The 18,327-nt window shown below is 36.8% G+C and carries 14 protein-coding genes; 10 read left to right on the top strand and 4 right to left on the bottom strand.

Annotated elements, in window-relative coordinates; translation table 11 throughout:
• Positions 1 to 41 precede the first annotated feature (41 nt).
• Both sat and VB797_RS24565 read right to left on the bottom strand, forming a co-directional pair.
• Positions 42 to 1,220 (bottom strand): sulfate adenylyltransferase, encoded by a 1,179-nt coding sequence (gene sat, locus VB797_RS24570; protein ID WP_323240370.1) that lies wholly within the window; start codon positions 1,218 to 1,220, stop codon positions 42 to 44.
• A gap of 126 nt (positions 1,221 to 1,346) precedes the next feature.
• Positions 1,347 to 1,745: a hypothetical protein gene (locus VB797_RS24565; protein ID WP_323240369.1), complete on the bottom strand. Its 399-nt coding sequence runs from the start codon at positions 1,743 to 1,745 to the stop codon at positions 1,347 to 1,349.
• A 533-nt stretch (positions 1,746 to 2,278) separates the two neighbouring features.
• On the opposite strand from VB797_RS24565, the gene rppA reads away from it, so the two are divergent.
• The 8 genes from rppA (at position 2,279) to VB797_RS24525 (ending at position 13,642) form a co-directional block, all read left to right on the top strand.
• Positions 2,279 to 2,953 carry a two-component system response regulator RppA gene (gene rppA, locus VB797_RS24560; RefSeq protein ID WP_323240368.1) on the top strand — a complete coding sequence of 225 codons (675 nt, stop codon included), beginning with the start codon at positions 2,279 to 2,281 and terminating at the stop codon, positions 2,951 to 2,953.
• A 55-nt stretch (positions 2,954 to 3,008) separates the two neighbouring features.
• Positions 3,009 to 4,289, top strand: a complete 1,281-nt coding sequence (locus tag VB797_RS24555) for a sensor histidine kinase (RefSeq protein ID WP_323240367.1) — start codon at positions 3,009 to 3,011, stop codon at positions 4,287 to 4,289.
• A 245-nt stretch (positions 4,290 to 4,534) separates the two neighbouring features.
• Positions 4,535 to 6,946 (top strand): dynamin family protein, encoded by a 2,412-nt coding sequence (locus VB797_RS24550; RefSeq protein ID WP_323240366.1) that lies wholly within the window; start codon positions 4,535 to 4,537, stop codon positions 6,944 to 6,946.
• Between the two features lie 39 nt (positions 6,947 to 6,985).
• Entirely contained in the window at positions 6,986 to 7,879 is an 894-nt protein-coding gene (locus tag VB797_RS24545) for a hypothetical protein (protein WP_323240365.1), read from the top strand.
• An 11-nt stretch (positions 7,880 to 7,890) separates the two neighbouring features.
• Positions 7,891 to 10,179: a dynamin family protein gene (locus tag VB797_RS24540; RefSeq protein WP_323240364.1), complete on the top strand. Its 2,289-nt coding sequence runs from the start codon at positions 7,891 to 7,893 to the stop codon at positions 10,177 to 10,179.
• 880 nt (positions 10,180 to 11,059) lie between these two features.
• Positions 11,060 to 12,169, top strand: a complete 1,110-nt coding sequence (locus tag VB797_RS24535; protein ID WP_323240363.1) for a trypsin-like peptidase domain-containing protein — start codon at positions 11,060 to 11,062, stop codon at positions 12,167 to 12,169.
• Positions 12,170 to 12,553: 384 nt separating this feature from the next.
• Entirely contained in the window at positions 12,554 to 13,051 is a 498-nt protein-coding gene (locus VB797_RS24530; protein WP_323240362.1) for a hypothetical protein, read from the top strand.
• 264 nt (positions 13,052 to 13,315) lie between these two features.
• A complete protein-coding gene (locus VB797_RS24525; RefSeq protein ID WP_323240361.1) occupies positions 13,316 to 13,642 on the top strand; it encodes a hypothetical protein in 327 nt (108 codons plus the stop codon).
• A gap of 320 nt (positions 13,643 to 13,962) precedes the next feature.
• On the opposite strand, the gene mnmA is transcribed toward VB797_RS24525, so the two are convergent.
• The gene (gene mnmA, locus VB797_RS24520) at positions 13,963 to 15,015 is read right to left on the bottom strand and encodes a tRNA 2-thiouridine(34) synthase MnmA (protein ID WP_323240360.1); all 1,053 of its coding nucleotides are present in this window, start codon (positions 15,013 to 15,015) and stop codon (positions 13,963 to 13,965) included.
• A gap of 240 nt (positions 15,016 to 15,255) precedes the next feature.
• Here mnmA and VB797_RS24515 point away from each other — a divergent pair, with 240 nt between their 5' ends.
• Both VB797_RS24515 and VB797_RS24510 read left to right on the top strand, forming a co-directional pair.
• Positions 15,256 to 15,924, top strand: coding sequence for a hypothetical protein (locus VB797_RS24515; protein WP_323240359.1), 669 nt, complete (start codon positions 15,256 to 15,258; stop codon positions 15,922 to 15,924).
• A gap of 121 nt (positions 15,925 to 16,045) precedes the next feature.
• Positions 16,046 to 17,635 carry an NAD(P)H-hydrate dehydratase gene (locus VB797_RS24510; RefSeq protein WP_323240358.1) on the top strand — a complete coding sequence of 530 codons (1,590 nt, stop codon included), beginning with the start codon at positions 16,046 to 16,048 and terminating at the stop codon, positions 17,633 to 17,635.
• A gap of 13 nt (positions 17,636 to 17,648) precedes the next feature.
• Here the strand turns inward: VB797_RS24510 and VB797_RS24505 are convergent, their stop codons facing one another.
• On the bottom strand, positions 17,649 to 17,888 hold the full coding sequence (locus VB797_RS24505) for a hypothetical protein (RefSeq protein ID WP_323240357.1): 240 nt from the start codon (positions 17,886 to 17,888) through the stop codon (positions 17,649 to 17,651).
• Between the last annotated feature and the right edge of the window lie 439 nt (positions 17,889 to 18,327).

The following is an 18,327-nucleotide window of genomic DNA, read 5'->3' as shown; positions in this document are numbered from 1 at the left end:
TGTAAAGCTATAGCTTATACGGTTTTGGCAGCAAAAGCGCATCAAGCTTCAATTAAGACTCGCATTGCACGTACTAACTCCGCTGCTACTTCCGGACGAGAAAATTCTGCTGGAGGTGATTCTCCCCGACGCAACATTTCCCGTACTTTAGTTCCAGAAAGGTGAATGCGTTCTTCCGGCTTGCTGGGGCTAGTTTTTGAAGTTGCCATTTGCTTGGTGCGGGTGCAGTAGAAAGCGTGTTCAAACTTCATCGGGATAATGCCCAATTCTCCCGGTTCAAACTTATCAAAGATGTGCTGCGCGTCGTAAGTACCGTAGTAGTCACCCACTCCAGCATGATCTCGTCCCACAATAAAGTGAGTACAGCCATAGTTTTTGCGAACCAAAGCATGGAAAATTGCCTCGCGAGGACCCGCATAACGCATTGCAGCCGGGTTGATCGCTAAAATTACCCGATCGTCAGGATAATAATTTTCTAATAAAATTTCGTAACAGCGCATTCGCACATCAGCGGGGATGTCATCTGATTTGGTTGCTCCCACCAAAGGATGCAAAAATAAACCATCTACAGTTTCTAAAGCGCATTTCTGAATATATTCATGAGCGCGGTGGATGGGGTTGCGAGTTTGAAAGCCGACAATAGTTTTCCAACCTTTTTCTCTAAACATTTGTCGAGATGCGGCTGGATCAATTTGATATTCAGGAAATTGTGGATTTTCTTTGCGTTCCAGCAACCACACATCACCAGCAATATTTACCGAACCTTGGTCGTAAACAACCTTGACACCGGGATGCTTATCCTCGTCGGTGCGATAAACATTAATTGCTTCAAGTTTTTTGTCGTAATGATATTTTTCTGCGAATTCTAAGACCCCAATAAATTCACCGTATTGGTTATCTAAACGAACCAAATCACCAACTTTTAGAGAATCAGCAACTTCTTCCGTAACTGAAAGCGTAATCGGAATCGACCAAGCAATTCCAGAAGCCAGACGCATTTCCGAAACTACGCGGTTGTAATCTAACTGATTCATAAAACCAGTTAGCGGACTAAAGCCCCCGATCGCAATCATTTCCAAATCGGAAACAGCTCGCTCATCAAGTTCTATTCTGGGTAACGTATCAGCTTTCGAGAGGAATTCTTGCTTTTGTTCAGATGAAGCGATGCGATTTACCAACTTCCCGCCGTGTGCGGCGATGGCATCGAGATGATTACTCAATGTATCTCCTTTACCTTGACTGCAACTTTTTCTTGTTATGTCTAACTTACCAAGAAATGGGTATATGTACGCGCTTTTCTATGCAGTGAGGAGTTAGGAGTTAGGAAGACCGGAGTTAGTCATTGATTACTGTTGCCTACGGTAGCGCATTTTCTGTTTTACTTGTTCGGGAGATAAACCAAGCTCGTTGGCGATCGCCCTTTCAAGGTCGGGTATTTTTGTAGTTGCTAAGATAATTTGAGATTCAGATTGTCTATACACTTTACTTAGTTTCATTACTTTTACCAAGGAAATACCTTTTTTAGGATAAATTTCTACTTTAATCAATGCTATTTTCTTGTCGTAATTTGGCTGGGTAGTTTGTAATTCAATAATGTTTTGTGATGGAGTGGTTAAACTATATTGAGTTAACCATCCGCCAACAAACCAAAAGCTGATTCCTAACAGTGGTAAAGGTAGCCAAAATTCGATTCCTAAAGATTTAAGGAATTTTAACCATTGAGGAGAAAGGTTTCTTGAAGTCATATCATTTTGAGGCTTCGATAAAGTCACTAAACCGAAAAGTTTTGCGATCGCCAAAAAAGCTCTGCGTTTATTAAACCCTCTATTATCCTACTAATCACTCACCCAAATCAAATAGATATTTATCTACAGTTAAGCAATGTAAACAAGATCCAGATAATTTTTGTAAATTGCAGGAAATAGCTTCAAAAAACAAGTAATGTACTACAAGAAAACAACGATTTATCAAGCTTTTTAATAGCAAATTTAAAACAGCGTATTCCTTTCGCCAGCCTACAAATAGCGTATTACATACTGTAACTACTATAATGCTGTTGGACTATTGATAATAGCATCAATAAGCTGGCAAAACATTGCGAAATATTTCAATAAGTAAAGTTTTTTGTATAGGAATATTTAATTAAAATTTAAACGAGCAATGAGTTGAGCTTATAGCAGAGAAAATATTCAGTAAAAACCTCTTTGCGACAGTTAGGGTGGGGAATGTGGGTTTTTAACAATTGCGATAAATTACTCTAAATATAGAAGTGCTATTTATGGTAATTCTCCTTGTCGAAGACGATGTGAGACAGTTAGAGCCATTGCACGCGGCTTTGTCAGCAGTGGGACATATTGTTGATGCGGTGGAAGATGGAGATACTGCACAGTGGCTAATTACTCAAAAAGAATACGATCTGTTGATTTTAGACTGGATGTTACCTAAAGTCAGTGGCGTAGCATTATGTCGTCAGTATAGACAAGCTGGAAAAACTGCTCCAGTTTTGATGTTAACTGCAAAAGATACTACTGATGATAAAGTCACCGGATTAGATGCTGGTGCCGATGACTACCTAGTTAAGCCAGTTGACGTAATCGAACTGTTAGCAAGAGTGCGAGCATTAGGAAGGCGATCGCCACTTTGGCAAGGTGATATTCTCAAGCTAGGAGATTTAGAACTGCATCTAAATAGTTTGACGTTGATCCGAGAGGAAACTAAAACCAAACTATCAACTCGCGAATTTCAACTAATGGAATATTTAATGCGTCATCCCAATCAAGTGTTATCCCGCGAACAAATTGAAGATACCCTTTGGGAATGGGGAACTCAGCCAGAAAGTAATGCCGTAACTACTTTAGTACGAAGAGTCAGACAGCGTTTAGAATCATTAGGTGCCAAGGATTGTTTAGAAACAATATACGGTATGGGTTATCGCTTGAATACACCGAAGTGAGGGGATGGGGGAATGGGGGATAAGAAAATAATTCAAAATTCTGAACTGCTCACTGATGCTAACTCGTAGTCGTCGCCGTTTAGCTTATTTATTCACCCTGGCAATGGGTGGGATTTTGGTTACTTTCGCTTTTGTAGTTTATTACTTTTTGGTTAAAGAACGGCTGCGGGTTTTTGACCAGCAGCTTAAGGATGAAGCTCAAAGTTATGTTTTTGAGTTTCAATATGTTTCCGAACAAGGACAATATCGAGTGGAGTATGGAGGTATTCCACTGGAAACTTTTGCGGACATGGTTCCGAAAGGACTCAAATATGCTTGTTGGTACGATAATTTAAAAAGACCTTTAAGAATTAACGATGATATTTGTCCTCCACAAAAGTTAGTTAAACAAGGTTTTCAAACAATTGATTTCAATCAGTTTTCACCTAATTATCAACAAGATTGGTTGCGTCAAATAACTGCACCAATTAAAAATGGGAACAAACAAATTGGCTATATTGTTGTTGCCAAATCCCTACAGCCGATTCAAGAAAACTTAGCGCGATCGCGATTTTATTTATCGTTGGGAGTACCGACTACGTTGGGTTTAATTGGTATCGTCGGCTGGTTTCTGGGCGGATTAGCAATGCAGCCTACGAAACGTTCTTACGAGCAATTACAGCGTTTTACTGCTGATGCTTCTCATGAATTACGTGCGCCGGTAGCAGCGATTTTAAGTAATGCTCAAGTTGGTTTGCTTGCGCCAGAAGATAATAGCGAATTACCTCGTCAACGTTTGGAAAATATTGTTGATATCAGCAAATCAATGAGCGCTCTAATTGGTAACTTATTATTTTTAGCAAGACATGAAGGACGCTTAAATCTCAAAGATTTACAGACTATTGAAATTGTTGGTTTACTAAAGCGATTAGCAGATGAATATCAATTGATTGCTGAAGAAAAAAAACTAACTATTATGACTGAATTTTTATCAGAAAAAGCAACATTATTAGCTGACCCCGATTTATTGCAACAAGCGTTGAAAAACTTGTTAGATAATGCTTGTAAATATACTCCACAGCACGGTATGGTCAAGTTGAAACTATTTACTCAATTGCGACGAATATCTATTCAAATAATTGATAGCGGGGTTGGCATTCCCACAGAAGATTTACCCCATATTTTCGAGCGATTTTATCGAGTAGATACCGCACGGACGCGCTCATCTGGTGGTTTTGGTTTGGGATTGGCGATCGCGCAACAAATTGTCCAAGCTCACAACGGCGAAATTACTGTACAAAGTAAAGTTGGTGAAGGTACAATTTTTCAAGTTTGTTTACCGTTGAAGAAGGTTTGAGGGAGGAAAGATAGGAACCAGACGAAGCAGAATAAGAAATAATTTATTGCTGATTAGATAGACGTTTTTATCGATTTATTAAAGTTATATATAGATGAGAATCTTCTTTTTATCCTACATTCAACTCCTTAATTTTTATATAAGTAAAAACCACAGTTAAATAGATATTACTATATGAATAAATGTTAATTACGTAAGTAGTCGTAGATTATAATTGGCTCATCTTAAGTAAGTAATTATATGAAATGAGCGATAAAATATATAAAATATTTGAAGATGTAGAATTTAAGGCAAATCTCCTAGCTAAATACTGGAACAACTTTTACACGGAAATATCCCAGCACTTACCGGATAGTAGGTATCAGCCGGAAATACAAGAACTTTCTGACAAATTAAATAAAGCTTTGGATAGACTAGTAATTGAAATTCGTTCTCCAACTCTCACGTTGGCAACTACAGGTACAACTAGTAGCGGAAAAAGTACTTTAGTCAATTTGTTATGTGGAGCAGAAATTGTTCCTGTAGCAGTAAGTGAAATGAGTGCTGGAGCAGTAACTGTTGAATATAGGGAAGAAAAATCTCTAATAATTCATGAAACACCAGGAGCATTATGGCAATGTGGAGAATGGACAAATATTAATGAAGAGGAAATTTATCAACGCTTATACCAAGTGATGATAAGTTACATTGAGAACAGAGAAAAACAACCAAATGTAGCTTGTCCACAATCTACAATCTTTTACCCTTTCAGACTTTTTAAAGATTTTAAATTGGAACTTCCACAAGGTACAAAAGTACGAATTTTAGATTTACCTGGTTTGGCATATGTAGGTGATCAAGGTAACACAAATATTATTAAACAATGTCGAGAAGCGTTATGTATAGTCACATATAATAGTGCAGAAACTGATTCTCATAAAGTAAAAAGTTTGTTGCAAGAAGTTGTACAGCAGGTAAAAGATTTAGGTGGTTCCCCTGTACGGATGCTTTTTACTCTTAATCGGATTGACGTTTTTCGAGCAGATAGAAACTGGCCAGAAACAGAAAATCGGTTTGTGGAAAATGCTATAAGTAATATAAAAAATCAACTGACGGAACAATTAAGAGAATATACAAAAGATATTGAGAATTTAAAAGCAGTAAAACTGAGTACATGGGCAGCTTTATTATCTCTTCAGATACAACATTCTGATGATATCTATAGTATTGAAGCTTGTAAAAAAGCGGATAATAATTTTAATGGATTAATTGAAGATATATTAGAAGACTTGCCACGTAACACACAAAAATGGTCTAGACATGACCGTAATCGAGTAGCTGAAGCATTGTGGCAAAAATCTTATGCACAAGAATTTCAACAACATTTACAAGAACATATTACTCAGAATTTTCCACAGTTAGTCATCCCACAAATTATAGAACGCTTTAATTTAGCCGCAGGAGATGCCATAACAGAATGGGCAATACAAACAACAGCAGCTATTGTTAATAGTTCGGAAGCGTGTTATCAACAAGAATGCGAAAAGATATCATATATTAGGTCAACGTTTGAATGTTTTTTAGAAATCAGTGATAAAAATCTAAAAAAGCCTTTTGAAAAACTAGACCATAAAGTGAAACAGGTTCTAGCAAAACAGTCTGAAGATGATGTTGTAAATTATATAAGAACCATAATTTCGGAACTTCAAGAGGTTGAACCATATAATGAGTTAGGAGAAAAACTATATCCAGTTTATTCATGGGAAGGTGAATTTCAAAGAGGAATCATGCAGGTGTTGGAAGCAGTTGCAAGGTCTTTAGAAACTAGAAAGGTAGATTTAGAACATCCCTATTTAAAAAAAATAAGTATTTTAAATGTAAATTTACTCGAAAGAAATTTAAATCGTTTAATTAACTTAGGTTATACAGGTTCTGTTGCTAAAGAAGGTAGAACAATGGAAGCGAAAACAGATGCAGAGAAAAATAATCTCAAACAACTTAATGAGGAATTAAATGAACTAGCTATACATCTCAATATTGTTATACAAGATGTATTAAAGCAAATTTCGACGCAAGAATTAAATAGAATTTACCTGGCTGTATCTGAATTGTTTCGTTGCCATTTGTCATATATTGAAAGTAAAGCAAATAATATTGCACCTGATATAGCGATTAAATTCCCTGAGTCCCAACTTAGTCAAGTTAATAGTCAACTTACATTTAACTTTAGTTTTCAAGCAGGGTTTGCCATTACAGAAGGAACTTGGAAGGAAGAAATACAGGTCGAAAAAAAGAAAAGAACTTGGCATACACTTTGGATAGGAAAAAAAACATATTATCAAAGCGAATATAAAACACGTTCTAGTGATAATGCTAAACTTCCCAGTATCGAAGATTTACTTACAAGTTGGATAATTCAAGCGAAAGGGCAAGAATCAGAAAGAGTAAATCAAGTTGCAAGCTGGTTATTAGAACAAATTAATTATCTTAAAAAAAATGTAGATACAATCCAGAATAATATTATTGACCGTTATCAGGAAAGACTCGATATTGCTCATCAAGAAATTACTATCGATTATGAACAGCAAAGAAGTATTTGGATACCTATACAGCAAAAAGCTAAAGACTTAAGAGAAGAATTTTCTCTGTTTGAAAATTCTTGGAAATCCAATCATTAATATTATTAATTTCATATCATTTCATTTATTTAAAAAAAAATGCAATCAGATGAATACGCTGAAAATAGCTGTTCGGTAGGTAAAAATCTAGAAAAACTCTATTATGAAAAGGTTTTTAACGAAATTTATCCCCAAATAAAACACCAAAAAAAAGGTATTTTATCAACAGTAATACATATATTACTTGACCCAGAAGAATCACAAGCTCAAAAAATTTGTAATCGGTTAGAAATTAAAGATAATGCATTATTAAAAGATGATTTATCTATCTCATCGGACATTCTGAGATTATTTATAAGTAACTCTAATCAAAGTAAACGACGTGAAAATAATATATTTCTATCTGTTAAAGAACGTGTAAAAAATGTTGGAAAATCTTTACCTAATGATTACAAAGAGAATGATATGAATTTATTTCAATTTGTTGCGATTGGATGTTTTCTTGTAGGAGTATTTGCTTTTATCAAAAACTTTGAAACAAAAAAAACAGAATCAGAAGTAGAAAAAGATGATAAAACTGACCCACCAAATCAAAATAACTTTCCACCAAAACCGAAAATTCCTAAACCTGCGGTTTTATGTCTCGTTGTATCAGCTTCGGTGGTAAAAAATCTAAAAATTAATAACCCAATTAATGTCTCTCAGATAGAAGAACTCATAGACAATGCTTCATATTTTTTATGTACAAGTCCAAAAGATGCTGATACTATCCAACCGCATTTAGAATTAACAGATGAAGATATTTTAAATGCGAGTGATAATACAGAAGTGTACGTCAGAATAGACATTGATTATGGCGAAGAAATAATTGGTCAAACAGTCCCATACATTTTAAAGAAGAATCTCCCTAGGAATGAAAAACTTGTTGTTTCAAAATTAGCTTGTTTGAAATATTTATCTGTATCTGGTTTAGAAAAATTTAACCGTATTTAAGGAGTTTACAAATGGATTGGAAAACAGCTTCTTCTTATTATGAAGCTCGTCTTAGCGATGCTTTAAATGTGCAGAGATATGCACATCATTTGGCTATGTTACCTCAAGCTGAAGTTCCCTCTCTATTAAAAGAAATACTTTTACAAGAAGCAGAACCAACCCGTCGTCAACTGGAACGATTGAGAAGACGAGAGTTTCGTATTGCAGTTGTTGGTTTAGAAAAAGCCGGTAAAAGTACGTTTATAAATGCTTGGTTGGAATGCGATTTACTTCCAGCAAAGGGAGGAAGGTGTACATTTACCACAACACAAATTTATTCAGTTAGTAATGATTCTGAACAAAGATTGGAAGTTCAAGCTAAAACTGATCAGCAATTTATTAATCTAAAAAAAGAACTTGAGCAAGTAAATGCCCAAGAAGACCTTACAACTATACGGCAAAATGAAACTACTTTACAACAGGTAATTAAAGAAGGTAATCTTACTTTTCAATTTACTCGATTAGAAGATATTCGAGAACCACTAAAGAAGTATGTCGCGGATGAAAAGTATGCTCATGCGGTTCTAGAAGCAAGACTTTATACTAATAAATTAGCTCAAGCTGAAGGTATTGTTTTTTATGATGTTCCGGGTTTAGATTCGGGTTTAGCAAAGCACGTTGACGAAGCACAAGAAATACTTTCAGATTGCGATGCTGTAATATTAGTCCAGCGTTTTACTAGTCTTAGAGAGAAAGAATTAGAAATAATCAAATTCGCAGAAGTAGGAGATAAAAACATTACCGTTGCTGATAAACTATTTGTATTTTTAAGTCGTATTGACTCATTAGGTAGTGCAGAAGCTCTTAAAACACATATCGAAGAAGCATCTCAAGATTGGTTGAAACGCACACAGCTACCACACAATCGTATTGTATCTGGTTCTGCTGGAGCATATCTAGTTCTAAATGGTTTAGCTGGTGAACAAACAAAGTTAGAAATTGGTGATGCAGATACTATTCAAGCTAAATTAAAAAAACTAACTGGAATTAGTCTTGAAAATGATTTAAAACAAAATGGTACTGGAATCTTAAAAATAAAGCAGAAAATTTTTCAATATATTAATACTGAACGTGTATCTGTATTAAAAAAAAGATGTGAAACCTCTCTTGAAAAAATTATTAACACTTCAGAAGAAATTTATCGTTTAGTCGGTAAAAAACATCCTGAAAACCCCGAAGAAGCAAAACTATTTGAAGAAAATCGTCAGCGAGTTTTATTTACCGAATGGTGGAAAATTGAATGGGAACAGATAAAAGCTGATTTACAAAAATTTTATGATTCTTCTATAGTCAATAAAAATTTAGATAATTTAACTGGTAACTCTTTCAATAGATTAGAAAATTTTCGTAAACGTTATCTTGAAATTGTTGCTTCGGAAATGAATAAACTCAGGGAGGAAACATTTAGAAAGAAAGATACTATTTTTGCTGCTAACTCAAATCCAGAATTTGACCGGATGAAAGCTAACTATGCTTGGCGTGAAGATTTGTATAGTGATATAAGTAAAGTCTTATCTTCCATATCTCGACAACTTGCTCTTGAATTAAAAGACGAAGCATTTAACTTAGTCGAATACATGACGAGTTTATTATGGGGTAGTAATCAGGTTAAAAAAAGATTAATTGAAAATTCAGAAGATTATTTTCTGTCCAAATTAGAAAATAGCTTAAGTGTATTATTTTTACGCTTTGCACGTCCAGTCTCTGAAGCACTAATTAGAGGACCTGTTAATAGTGAAACTCGTAGTAAAATCATTAAAAGCCTTGGAGTAGATATTGAAATTATTGACAACTACTACAGTGGAGAAGAACCTGCTTTTAAAGTCCTCAAAAGATATGTTAAATACGGTTCTGATTTACTCTTCAGTTCTGAGCTTCGTCAAGAAGTATTAGGAGTTACAGCAGCAATTGGACTTGATGAACAAATTACAATAGATAACAATTACCTTAAATCCGCCCAAAAAGCTGTAATTTTTGAAATAGAGAGTGATATAAATGCCTTTGAAGAGTATTTGCGATTTGCAATTTTTGAAGCTGCGGGTTTTGAGCCATATTGTATTCAAGAACTCAAAAGCTTAATTGATAGCTTCAGAGATAAAGAAGGTACTTGGACTGGAGTTGCTCTTAATGAGTGGTTACAAGGAAATCCACTTCTATTAACTAAAATTCCTGAAAATCTAAAATCGAAAGAATCAGATTTAGAAGTTAGTGAAAGGCTCCGACAGTTATCTACTGCTTTAAAGATGAGTCGTCTGGGATAAATAAAATAGTCTCTTTGGTTTGGGATTGGCGATTTACTCGCAGCAGCGCTCAACGCGATCGCACAACAAATTGTCCAAGCTCACAACGGCGAAAGTCAACCTGATCAAGGTACGACTTTTCAAGTCTATTTACCGTTGAAGAAAATTAAAATAAAGTTTTGTAAATTTAACTGTCGCGAAAAAAAATTGTCCACACCGTGAGATAATTAAATTAAGGGATAGACATCTTCTTATAATGCAAATCTGTGCATTTTTTTTATTTAGGCATAACTTTCCATTATTAAAGAGTCTTTATACAAATAAATATATCAGAAAATGACCCCTTAAAAAAAAAATTCCGATATCATATAAATTATAAATTTTTGTAAAATAATTTGATCTAAGAGCAAATTTACTTTAGCTGTTTTATTTGCTGTCTATGATCAACATATAAAGTATTAATAGTTACAAATAAAAGAGTAATTCAGTATTTTTATAGAGAAAAACCCGATATTATATCAGTTGTATTTGTAGCAAATAGTGAAAGAAAGGCGATTGTCCACAAGACGGAGTATTGGCCACACATTAGAGTTGACATATTCTTGTCATATTTACCTGCCATAGTAAAACTATCAGGTAAAGGAACAGAGTTAGCAGCTAACAGTAATAATTATAAATCTAACTTTTTCTCCAAAACCACACACACACCTAATTCCGGTTACTAGGAATATTTTCCTAGTGACTGGATTCCCTAAAAACTGACTTTCTAGAAGGAAACGGGGAACAGGGAAAAGTTTTAAATCTAAAATCTAAAATTGAATTGACACTTTCCTGTCATATTCCTCTGTCAAACTAAGATTAACAATAAAAATACTAATTATTTTTCTAACAACTAACTACTATGAGTAATAAAGTATCGTTCCCAAAGTCCTTAGCTTATTTATCTGTATTCTTTGCTGGAGCGGCTTTTAGTTTACCCGTTACCCAATTATTACCAACTAAAGCTTTACAACAACAAATTGCTCAGGTACCCGTACCAGGAACTACCGCTCAAACTGTTCCCAACAATTTTATCGCAGCAGCAGTAGAAAAAACTGGTCCTGCGGTAGTCCGTATCGATTCTACTCGCGATTCTATTAGAGGAAGACGCACAACTGAGTCGCGGGGAGTTGGTTCTGGATTTATCATTGATTCCAACGGTACCATCCTTACCAACGCTCACGTAGTCAAAGGTGCTTCTAAAGTTAGAGTCACTTTAGGTGATGGACGCAACTTGATGGGTGAAGTTGTTGGTTTAGATGACCTCACCGATGTTGCTGTAGTCAAAGTTTCCGCGAATAACTTACCAAAAGTAGAGATAGGTAATTCCGAAAATCTCAAACCTGGTGAATGGGCGATCGCCATTGGTAATCCTTTGGGATTAGATAATACTGTAACTGCTGGTATCATTAGCGGTACGGGTCGTTCTAGTGGGGTAATTGGTGCTGCTGACAAGCGAGTCCGCTTTATCCAAACTGATGCCGCAATTAACCCCGGTAATTCTGGCGGTCCTTTGTTGAATCAGCGCGGTGAAGTTGTCGGTATCAATACTGCGATCATCGGTAGCGCTCAAGGTTTAGGATTTGCAATTCCGATTAATCAAGCCCAAAAGATTTCTAGTCAGTTGATTGCTGGTAAGCAAGTCGCGCATCCTTATTTGGGAGTTCGCATGGCAACATTAACCTCAGATCTCAAAGAAGATTTGAGTCGCGAACTTAATTTAAGCTTATCTGCGAATAACGGTATTGTAATTGTAGATGTTGCCCGTAATTCCCCCGCAGCAAAAGCAGGTTTACGACCCGGAGATGTAATTCAACAAATCGACGGTCAGTCAGTAAAAACCGCAGATGATGTTCAAACGGCAGTAGAAAAAACTACAGTTGGCGGAAACGTTCAAGTAGCAGTTAATCGCGCCGGGAGGGATGTTAATATCCGCGTTCAGCCAGAACAATTCCCCGTTTCTCAAGGCTAATTTCAATTTTAAATTTGGGATTTTGGATTAAATAATTAATTGTAGGGTGTATGACTAGGGTGTTGACTTTGATAGAATTTACCCGTTTTTGGCTCATGCATTAACTGGTTCCCAGCCTCCGGCTGGGAACCCATGACCAGAGGCTCTGCCTCCACTTGAAAGCCAACACAAAAACTGTATGAACTTTTAGCCCAAAAAGCACACAAAGTACACAGCCTAGTGTATGACGCTTTTAGATATTTAGAAAGATAAATCAATATTTTGATCGAGCGTCACGCACCAAGGTTAAGTCCTAATTATGACTAAGTAAATTCAAATTAACCTTAAATTTAAAATCTAAAATCCAAAATTTCACTAACAACATTCAAGGAGTATTAAATATTTATGTCACGCTTAGATGCTATCGCTATTGTTAGTACCGGCATCCTTAGCAGTTTACTGATATCACTAAGAGTTGCACCTGCATTCGGACAAACAGAATCAATCTCAAATGTTCGGGAAGAAAGAACATTACCTGTACAAGACAATAGTAACTATCAACCTGTTGTATTCACTGCCGATGCTTCTGCCGAAAATGTTGGTGATAAAATCGCTGAGAATGCCACAATATTAGGATTAGCAGCAATTGGTGCCGGTACGGCTGGCGTAATTTTGAGCTTAAATCGGCAAAATAAACCTTTATCGTCTCAATCAGGTCATCAGCAACGCAATTCAATAGACCAAGCGAATCCGCGATTGAGAAAAGAATTACTCAGACTTGTAGGTGGTGACTCCAGAACAGCCAATCGATTAGTCGCTGGGGTTAAAAAAAACCATCCCGAAAAATCAATCAACTGGACATTAGAAAAAGTAATTTATGATTTAGAGCGCGATCGAGATTAATTAGGTCAAAGGTAAATAATGACTACTCTTTCTTTAGTTATTCAAGTCTATCAAAGATACATTTTTTCGCTCTAATAATATAAACATTCTCCTTGCAGAGAATCAGCCTTCACCAATCGTTACTTGGTGAAGGCTTTTTATTTATTAGTAATTAATTATTATTTAACCTTTGACCTTTGACCTGTCTTTTCTTGTCATATTAATGTCATATTCTTAATTCATACTAAAAATAATCAAACTTAAATAAGATTTGAGGCATCGAAAATGAAGTCTAAACTAATGCCTATCTTGGCTGCATCTACTGTATTAACTCTCGCACTTCCTTTAGCTGCAAACGCTTGTGGAGACAAGAAAAACTTAACTCAAGCACAACGCACTCAACTGGAACAAGTAAAAGACAATACTCAATCTCAAGTTGAAGCCGTCTTGACACCGCAACAACAAGGACAATTCCAAAGCGCTGTACAAGACGGGCAAAAAATGCGTTCTGCTGTAGCTAACTTGAATCTTTCCCCAGAACAGCAAACTCAGATCAACGAAATAATGAAAGTGTCAAAGGAGCAAAAAAGAGCAATTTATGGTTCAAACTAACTTTTAAAAATCGTTTTAGCAATTTCCCTAGAAAATCTCTCAAATGTACTCGGTTTCTATCAGAAATCGGGTCTTTTTTTATTTTGGTAATTGGTGATGGGTAATGGGTAATGGGTAATGGATGAATATTTACTATGATTACTTTCACTTTCGTGACTCGATAAATCTATTAAAGATACATTTTTTTACTCTAATAATATAAACATTCTCCTTGTAGAGAATCAGCCTTTGCTAATCGTTACTTAACAAAGGTTTATTATTTATTATTAGTAATCAATACCCAATTACCAATTACCCATTCCCCATTCCCAATTACCTAATTAAAACCGTTCAATTATTCCACCACCGAGGACTTTTTCACCGTCGTACCATACGGCTGCTTGTCCGGGGGTAATGCTGAATTGAGGTTCGTCAAATACTATTTTGACGCGGGAGTTTTCTAAGGGAATTACCGTTACGGGTACGGCTTCACAACGATAGCGGACTTGTACTCCTGCACGAATCGGACTGCATGGTTCTTCAATAGATACCCAATTTACCCGCGCTACGCTACATTCTGGGTCGGTTGCTGTGGTGCGATCGCCAACAATTACCCGGTTAGCTCCCGCATCTAAACCAATTACATACAAAGGTTGTGCGGCTGCAATTCCCAATCCTTTACGCTGTCCGATGGTATAATGATGCACTCCGTCATGTTCTCCCAAAATTTTACCGTCAGCGTCTACAATATCGCCTTTTTTGGGAGCCAAGTACTTGTCTAAAAAAGCACGCATTGAACCGTTACTTTCTACCAAACATAAGTCCTGACTTTCTGGCTTGTCGGCTGTTTGTAAGTTGTATTGAGCGGCAATCCGACGGGTTTCTGATTTTTCAACTTCTCCTAGGGGAAACATTGAACCCGCGAGTAAATCTTGCGACAAATCATACAAAAAATATGTCTGGTCTTTGTTGCGGTCAAATGCTCGTAGCAATTCGTAACGTCCGCTGGTTTTGTTGTAATTAATGCGAGCGTAATGTCCCGTAGCTATTTTTTTAGAATCCAACTTTTCCCGCGCATATTCAAGCATGGGACCGAACTTGACTGTTTTGTTGCACTGCGAACAAGGTAAGGGCGTAACACCAGCACTGTAACCAGTTACTAAATAATCTACAATATTGGCTTGAAAGATATCGCGAATATCAACAACGTGATGGGGAACGCCCAGCTGTTCGCAGATATGAGCCGCATCAACCATACCCTCAGAGCAACATTGACCTTTACCCTTCATCAACCAAAGAGTAAGACCAATAACTTCATAGCCCTGATGGTGCAAAATGGCAGCAACGGCAGAACTGTCAACGCCACCGGAAAGACCAACTACGACTTTTTCCATATCCGTATAATAGCTTAGGCTGTTATTTCTAAGTTAACACTATGTAGTTAATTCGTTTTTTCAAAAATCTATTATCTACGAAAGTTTACTATTTCAGCCACAGCAATTTGCCAAAATATACCTTACCGTATTCACGAGAATAGTCTAAAATCTCACATATTATATTCCTGACTACCCAGTCAAAGCAGCGGAATAATCTAAAATCTAAAATTGTCAATGCAAAATTTAACGAGTAGTACTATGTTTAATGCAATACACCAAAACTTGGTTCGACCTTCTTTAATTACGTATTCCTTATTAGGAGTGTGCTTAACTCTAGTTTCCACTGCACCAATACAGGCACAACCTCAATACGATTTTAATTCTCAATATCAGTACAGTCAAAATTCCGAAACTTATTTGGTAATTGTAGATAGCAACGACACTAGAGTACTTGATCAAGTGAGGTCTGTAGAACGGACTGCTTTTCGACGTAACTTTCAAGGACGTTTTGTAATTCAAGCAGGAAAATTTAATAGTTTTAACAATGCTCAAGAACGAGTTCGAGAGTTACAGGCTTACGGTGTCGGGTCTCGTCTTTACACTCAGAGTAACGGACAAGAAGTAGCTGTAAGTAATACTAATTATCCTAATTCTACGAATAGACCTGATTACGTCACAAATAATCCCAAGCAGAAAACGAAATATTATTATGTAGCCATTCCCGAAAAGCCCGAAAAACTAATTCAAATCTCCAACCAAATCAGGCAAAGTGCGGGAGGAAACAGCGTAGGAGTAGCCGTAAGAAACTCCCCTAGAGGACCTCACGTCGCAGTCGGACCTTTTGGAGGACGCTTACAAGCCGAACAGTGGAACTACTATATACGTTCTTTAGGATTAAATGACGCTAGAGTTTATTACGGAAAGTGAGAAGATAGGGAGATGGGGAGATGGGGAGATGGGGAGATGGGGGGATGGGGGGACGAGGTAGAATTTTGATTGATGAGTTTATGACTATTAAATCCTTACCTTTGACCTTTAACCTTTTCCTATGTTTGATAACCGAGAATTAATTTCACAGGTCGTAGTTACCGCAGCCCAAATGCGCGAGATTGAAGCGCGTATCTTTGCAGCAGGAATGCCTGTAGCTGCTTTGATGGAAAAAGTTGCGGGACTTATTACCCGTCGATTTGAAGAGATTTTGGGACAAAGAGGACAAGGGGACAAGGAGAATTCTTCTACCCCCTCACCCCATCCTTCCGTGGGAATCCTGGTTGGTCCGGGTCACAATGGGGGTGATGCTCTTGTTGTAGCTCGTGATTTGCATTTTCGCGGTTATCAAGTTAGCGTTTATTGTCCTATTTTTAAGCTCAAGGAATTAACTTCACAGCATTTAGAATATGTCCGCAGTTTGGGTATTCCTTGCAATCAATCGATCGCACAACTGCAAGATTGCGATTGTTTTATTGATGGTTTGTTTGGTTTTGGTTTGGAAAGGGATATTACAGAACCGATCGCAAGTGCTATTAATCAATTAAATCAATGGAATAAACCAGTTTTTAGTATTGATGTTCCTTCTGGTTTACATACAGATACGGGAAAAGTTCTCGGAGTCGCTGTTCGTGCAACATACACTTTTTGTTTGGGTTTGTGGAAGCTCGGTTTACTGCAAGACCAAGCTTTAGAATATGTCGGTGAAGCTGAATTAATCGATTTTGATATTCAATACCCAGATGTGCAAGCTGTATTAGGAGAATTTCCTAAAATCAAACGCATCACTAATGCGATCGCACTTTCTAATCTGCCTTTACCTCGTCCCCAAGTTACTCACAAATATAAGGAAGGTCATTTACTACTAATTTGCGGTTCTCGTCGCTATTCTGGTGGTGCAATTTTAAGTGGTTTGGGAGCGCGAGGTTCTGGTGTCGGGATGCTTTCTATTGCCGTTCCGCAGTCTCTCGCAGCTACAATGGTTTCACATTTACCTGAAGCGTTAATTATCGGCTGTCCGGAAACTCAAAGCGGCGCGATCGCAAAGTTACAATTACCCGATAATACCGATTTAGCTAGCTTTGATGCTATAGCTTGCGGTCCGGGTATCACGTTGGATGCTAACCCAATATTACAAGAAATATTAGATAGTCCTAACCCTTTACTTCTAGATGCTGATGGTTTAAATATTCTCGCCCAAATGGGAACTTTGCAAACGTTACAAAAACGGCAAGCGTCAACTATACTTACTCCTCATCCAGGCGAATTCAAGCGGTTATTCCCCGATATTCCCGACGTTATGCAAGACAGAGTTTCGGCTGTAATTAAAGCCGCTAAATCTGGTGCGGTCGTACTATTAAAAGGTTCCAGAACTGCGATCGCAAATTCCCACGGCTGCGTTTGGATTAATCCCCAAAGTACCCCAGCTTTAGCCCGTGGAGGCAGTGGTGATGTGTTAACTGGGTTACTCGGTGGCTTAATGGCACAAGCTGTTTCACGAAAGTTAGATTTAGAAAAAATGGTTGCAACTGCTGCATGGTGGCACGCTCAAGCAGGCATTTTAGCGGCTTTTGAGCGCACTCAATTAGGGGTAGATGCTTTTACTTTGACACAATATCTAATGCCCACTTTGGCATCATTTAACAAATAATTCATAAATTTAATTACAAATTACATATCATACGTGAATGAGCTAAATCACGAATCAATGGTACTCTTGAACTAATATACGCACCCATCGCCCCAATTTGCTCTCCACTAAGTAGGTTCTTGCTTTCTAACTGATTGAGCAACTGTTTTAAAAGATCTGCATCATTTAAATTTAGCAGAGTATTAGTTTCGGTTTCTTCAATCACCGACCATACATAACGCATCGTAACCGCTCTTTCTTTAAGACCTAGCATAATTTCACTGTTCCAAATCAAATTAAATATTTAATCTTTCTCCAACCCGCATTCATTTTTTTACACAAGCCCAGTTATGTAACCGAACTCGACACGTCATGCAGGTCAATCGATCAATCTTAAGAAAATCTTAAAACTAAAATCTTAAGAAAATCTTAAATGTTGCAACATATTTACGATTTGATGAAAATCTAAATATTTGGTTACATAAATACATTTTTGTGGATTCAGCTAGTTTAGCGAGCTTAAGATATTGAATTAGGTCAGCCGATATAAAGACCTTGAAGATAGAAAAACGGAAGCGTCAACCTTTAATTTATGATGGTTGGCGTTTATTTGTAACATATTGAGCATTGAGATATGTTATGGATTAACAAAATTTTCATAATTGATAGGCGATCGCAACAGAATTTCGTATTCCCTACTTTTTAGTTGGTCA

It is taken from the genome of Rivularia sp. UHCC 0363, assembly GCF_034931125.1.
GTDB lineage: Bacteria > Cyanobacteriota > Cyanobacteriia > Cyanobacteriales > Nostocaceae > Rivularia.
The sequence above is the reverse complement of the archived record's forward strand: the minus strand, read 5'-3'. Positions and strand labels throughout refer to the sequence as shown.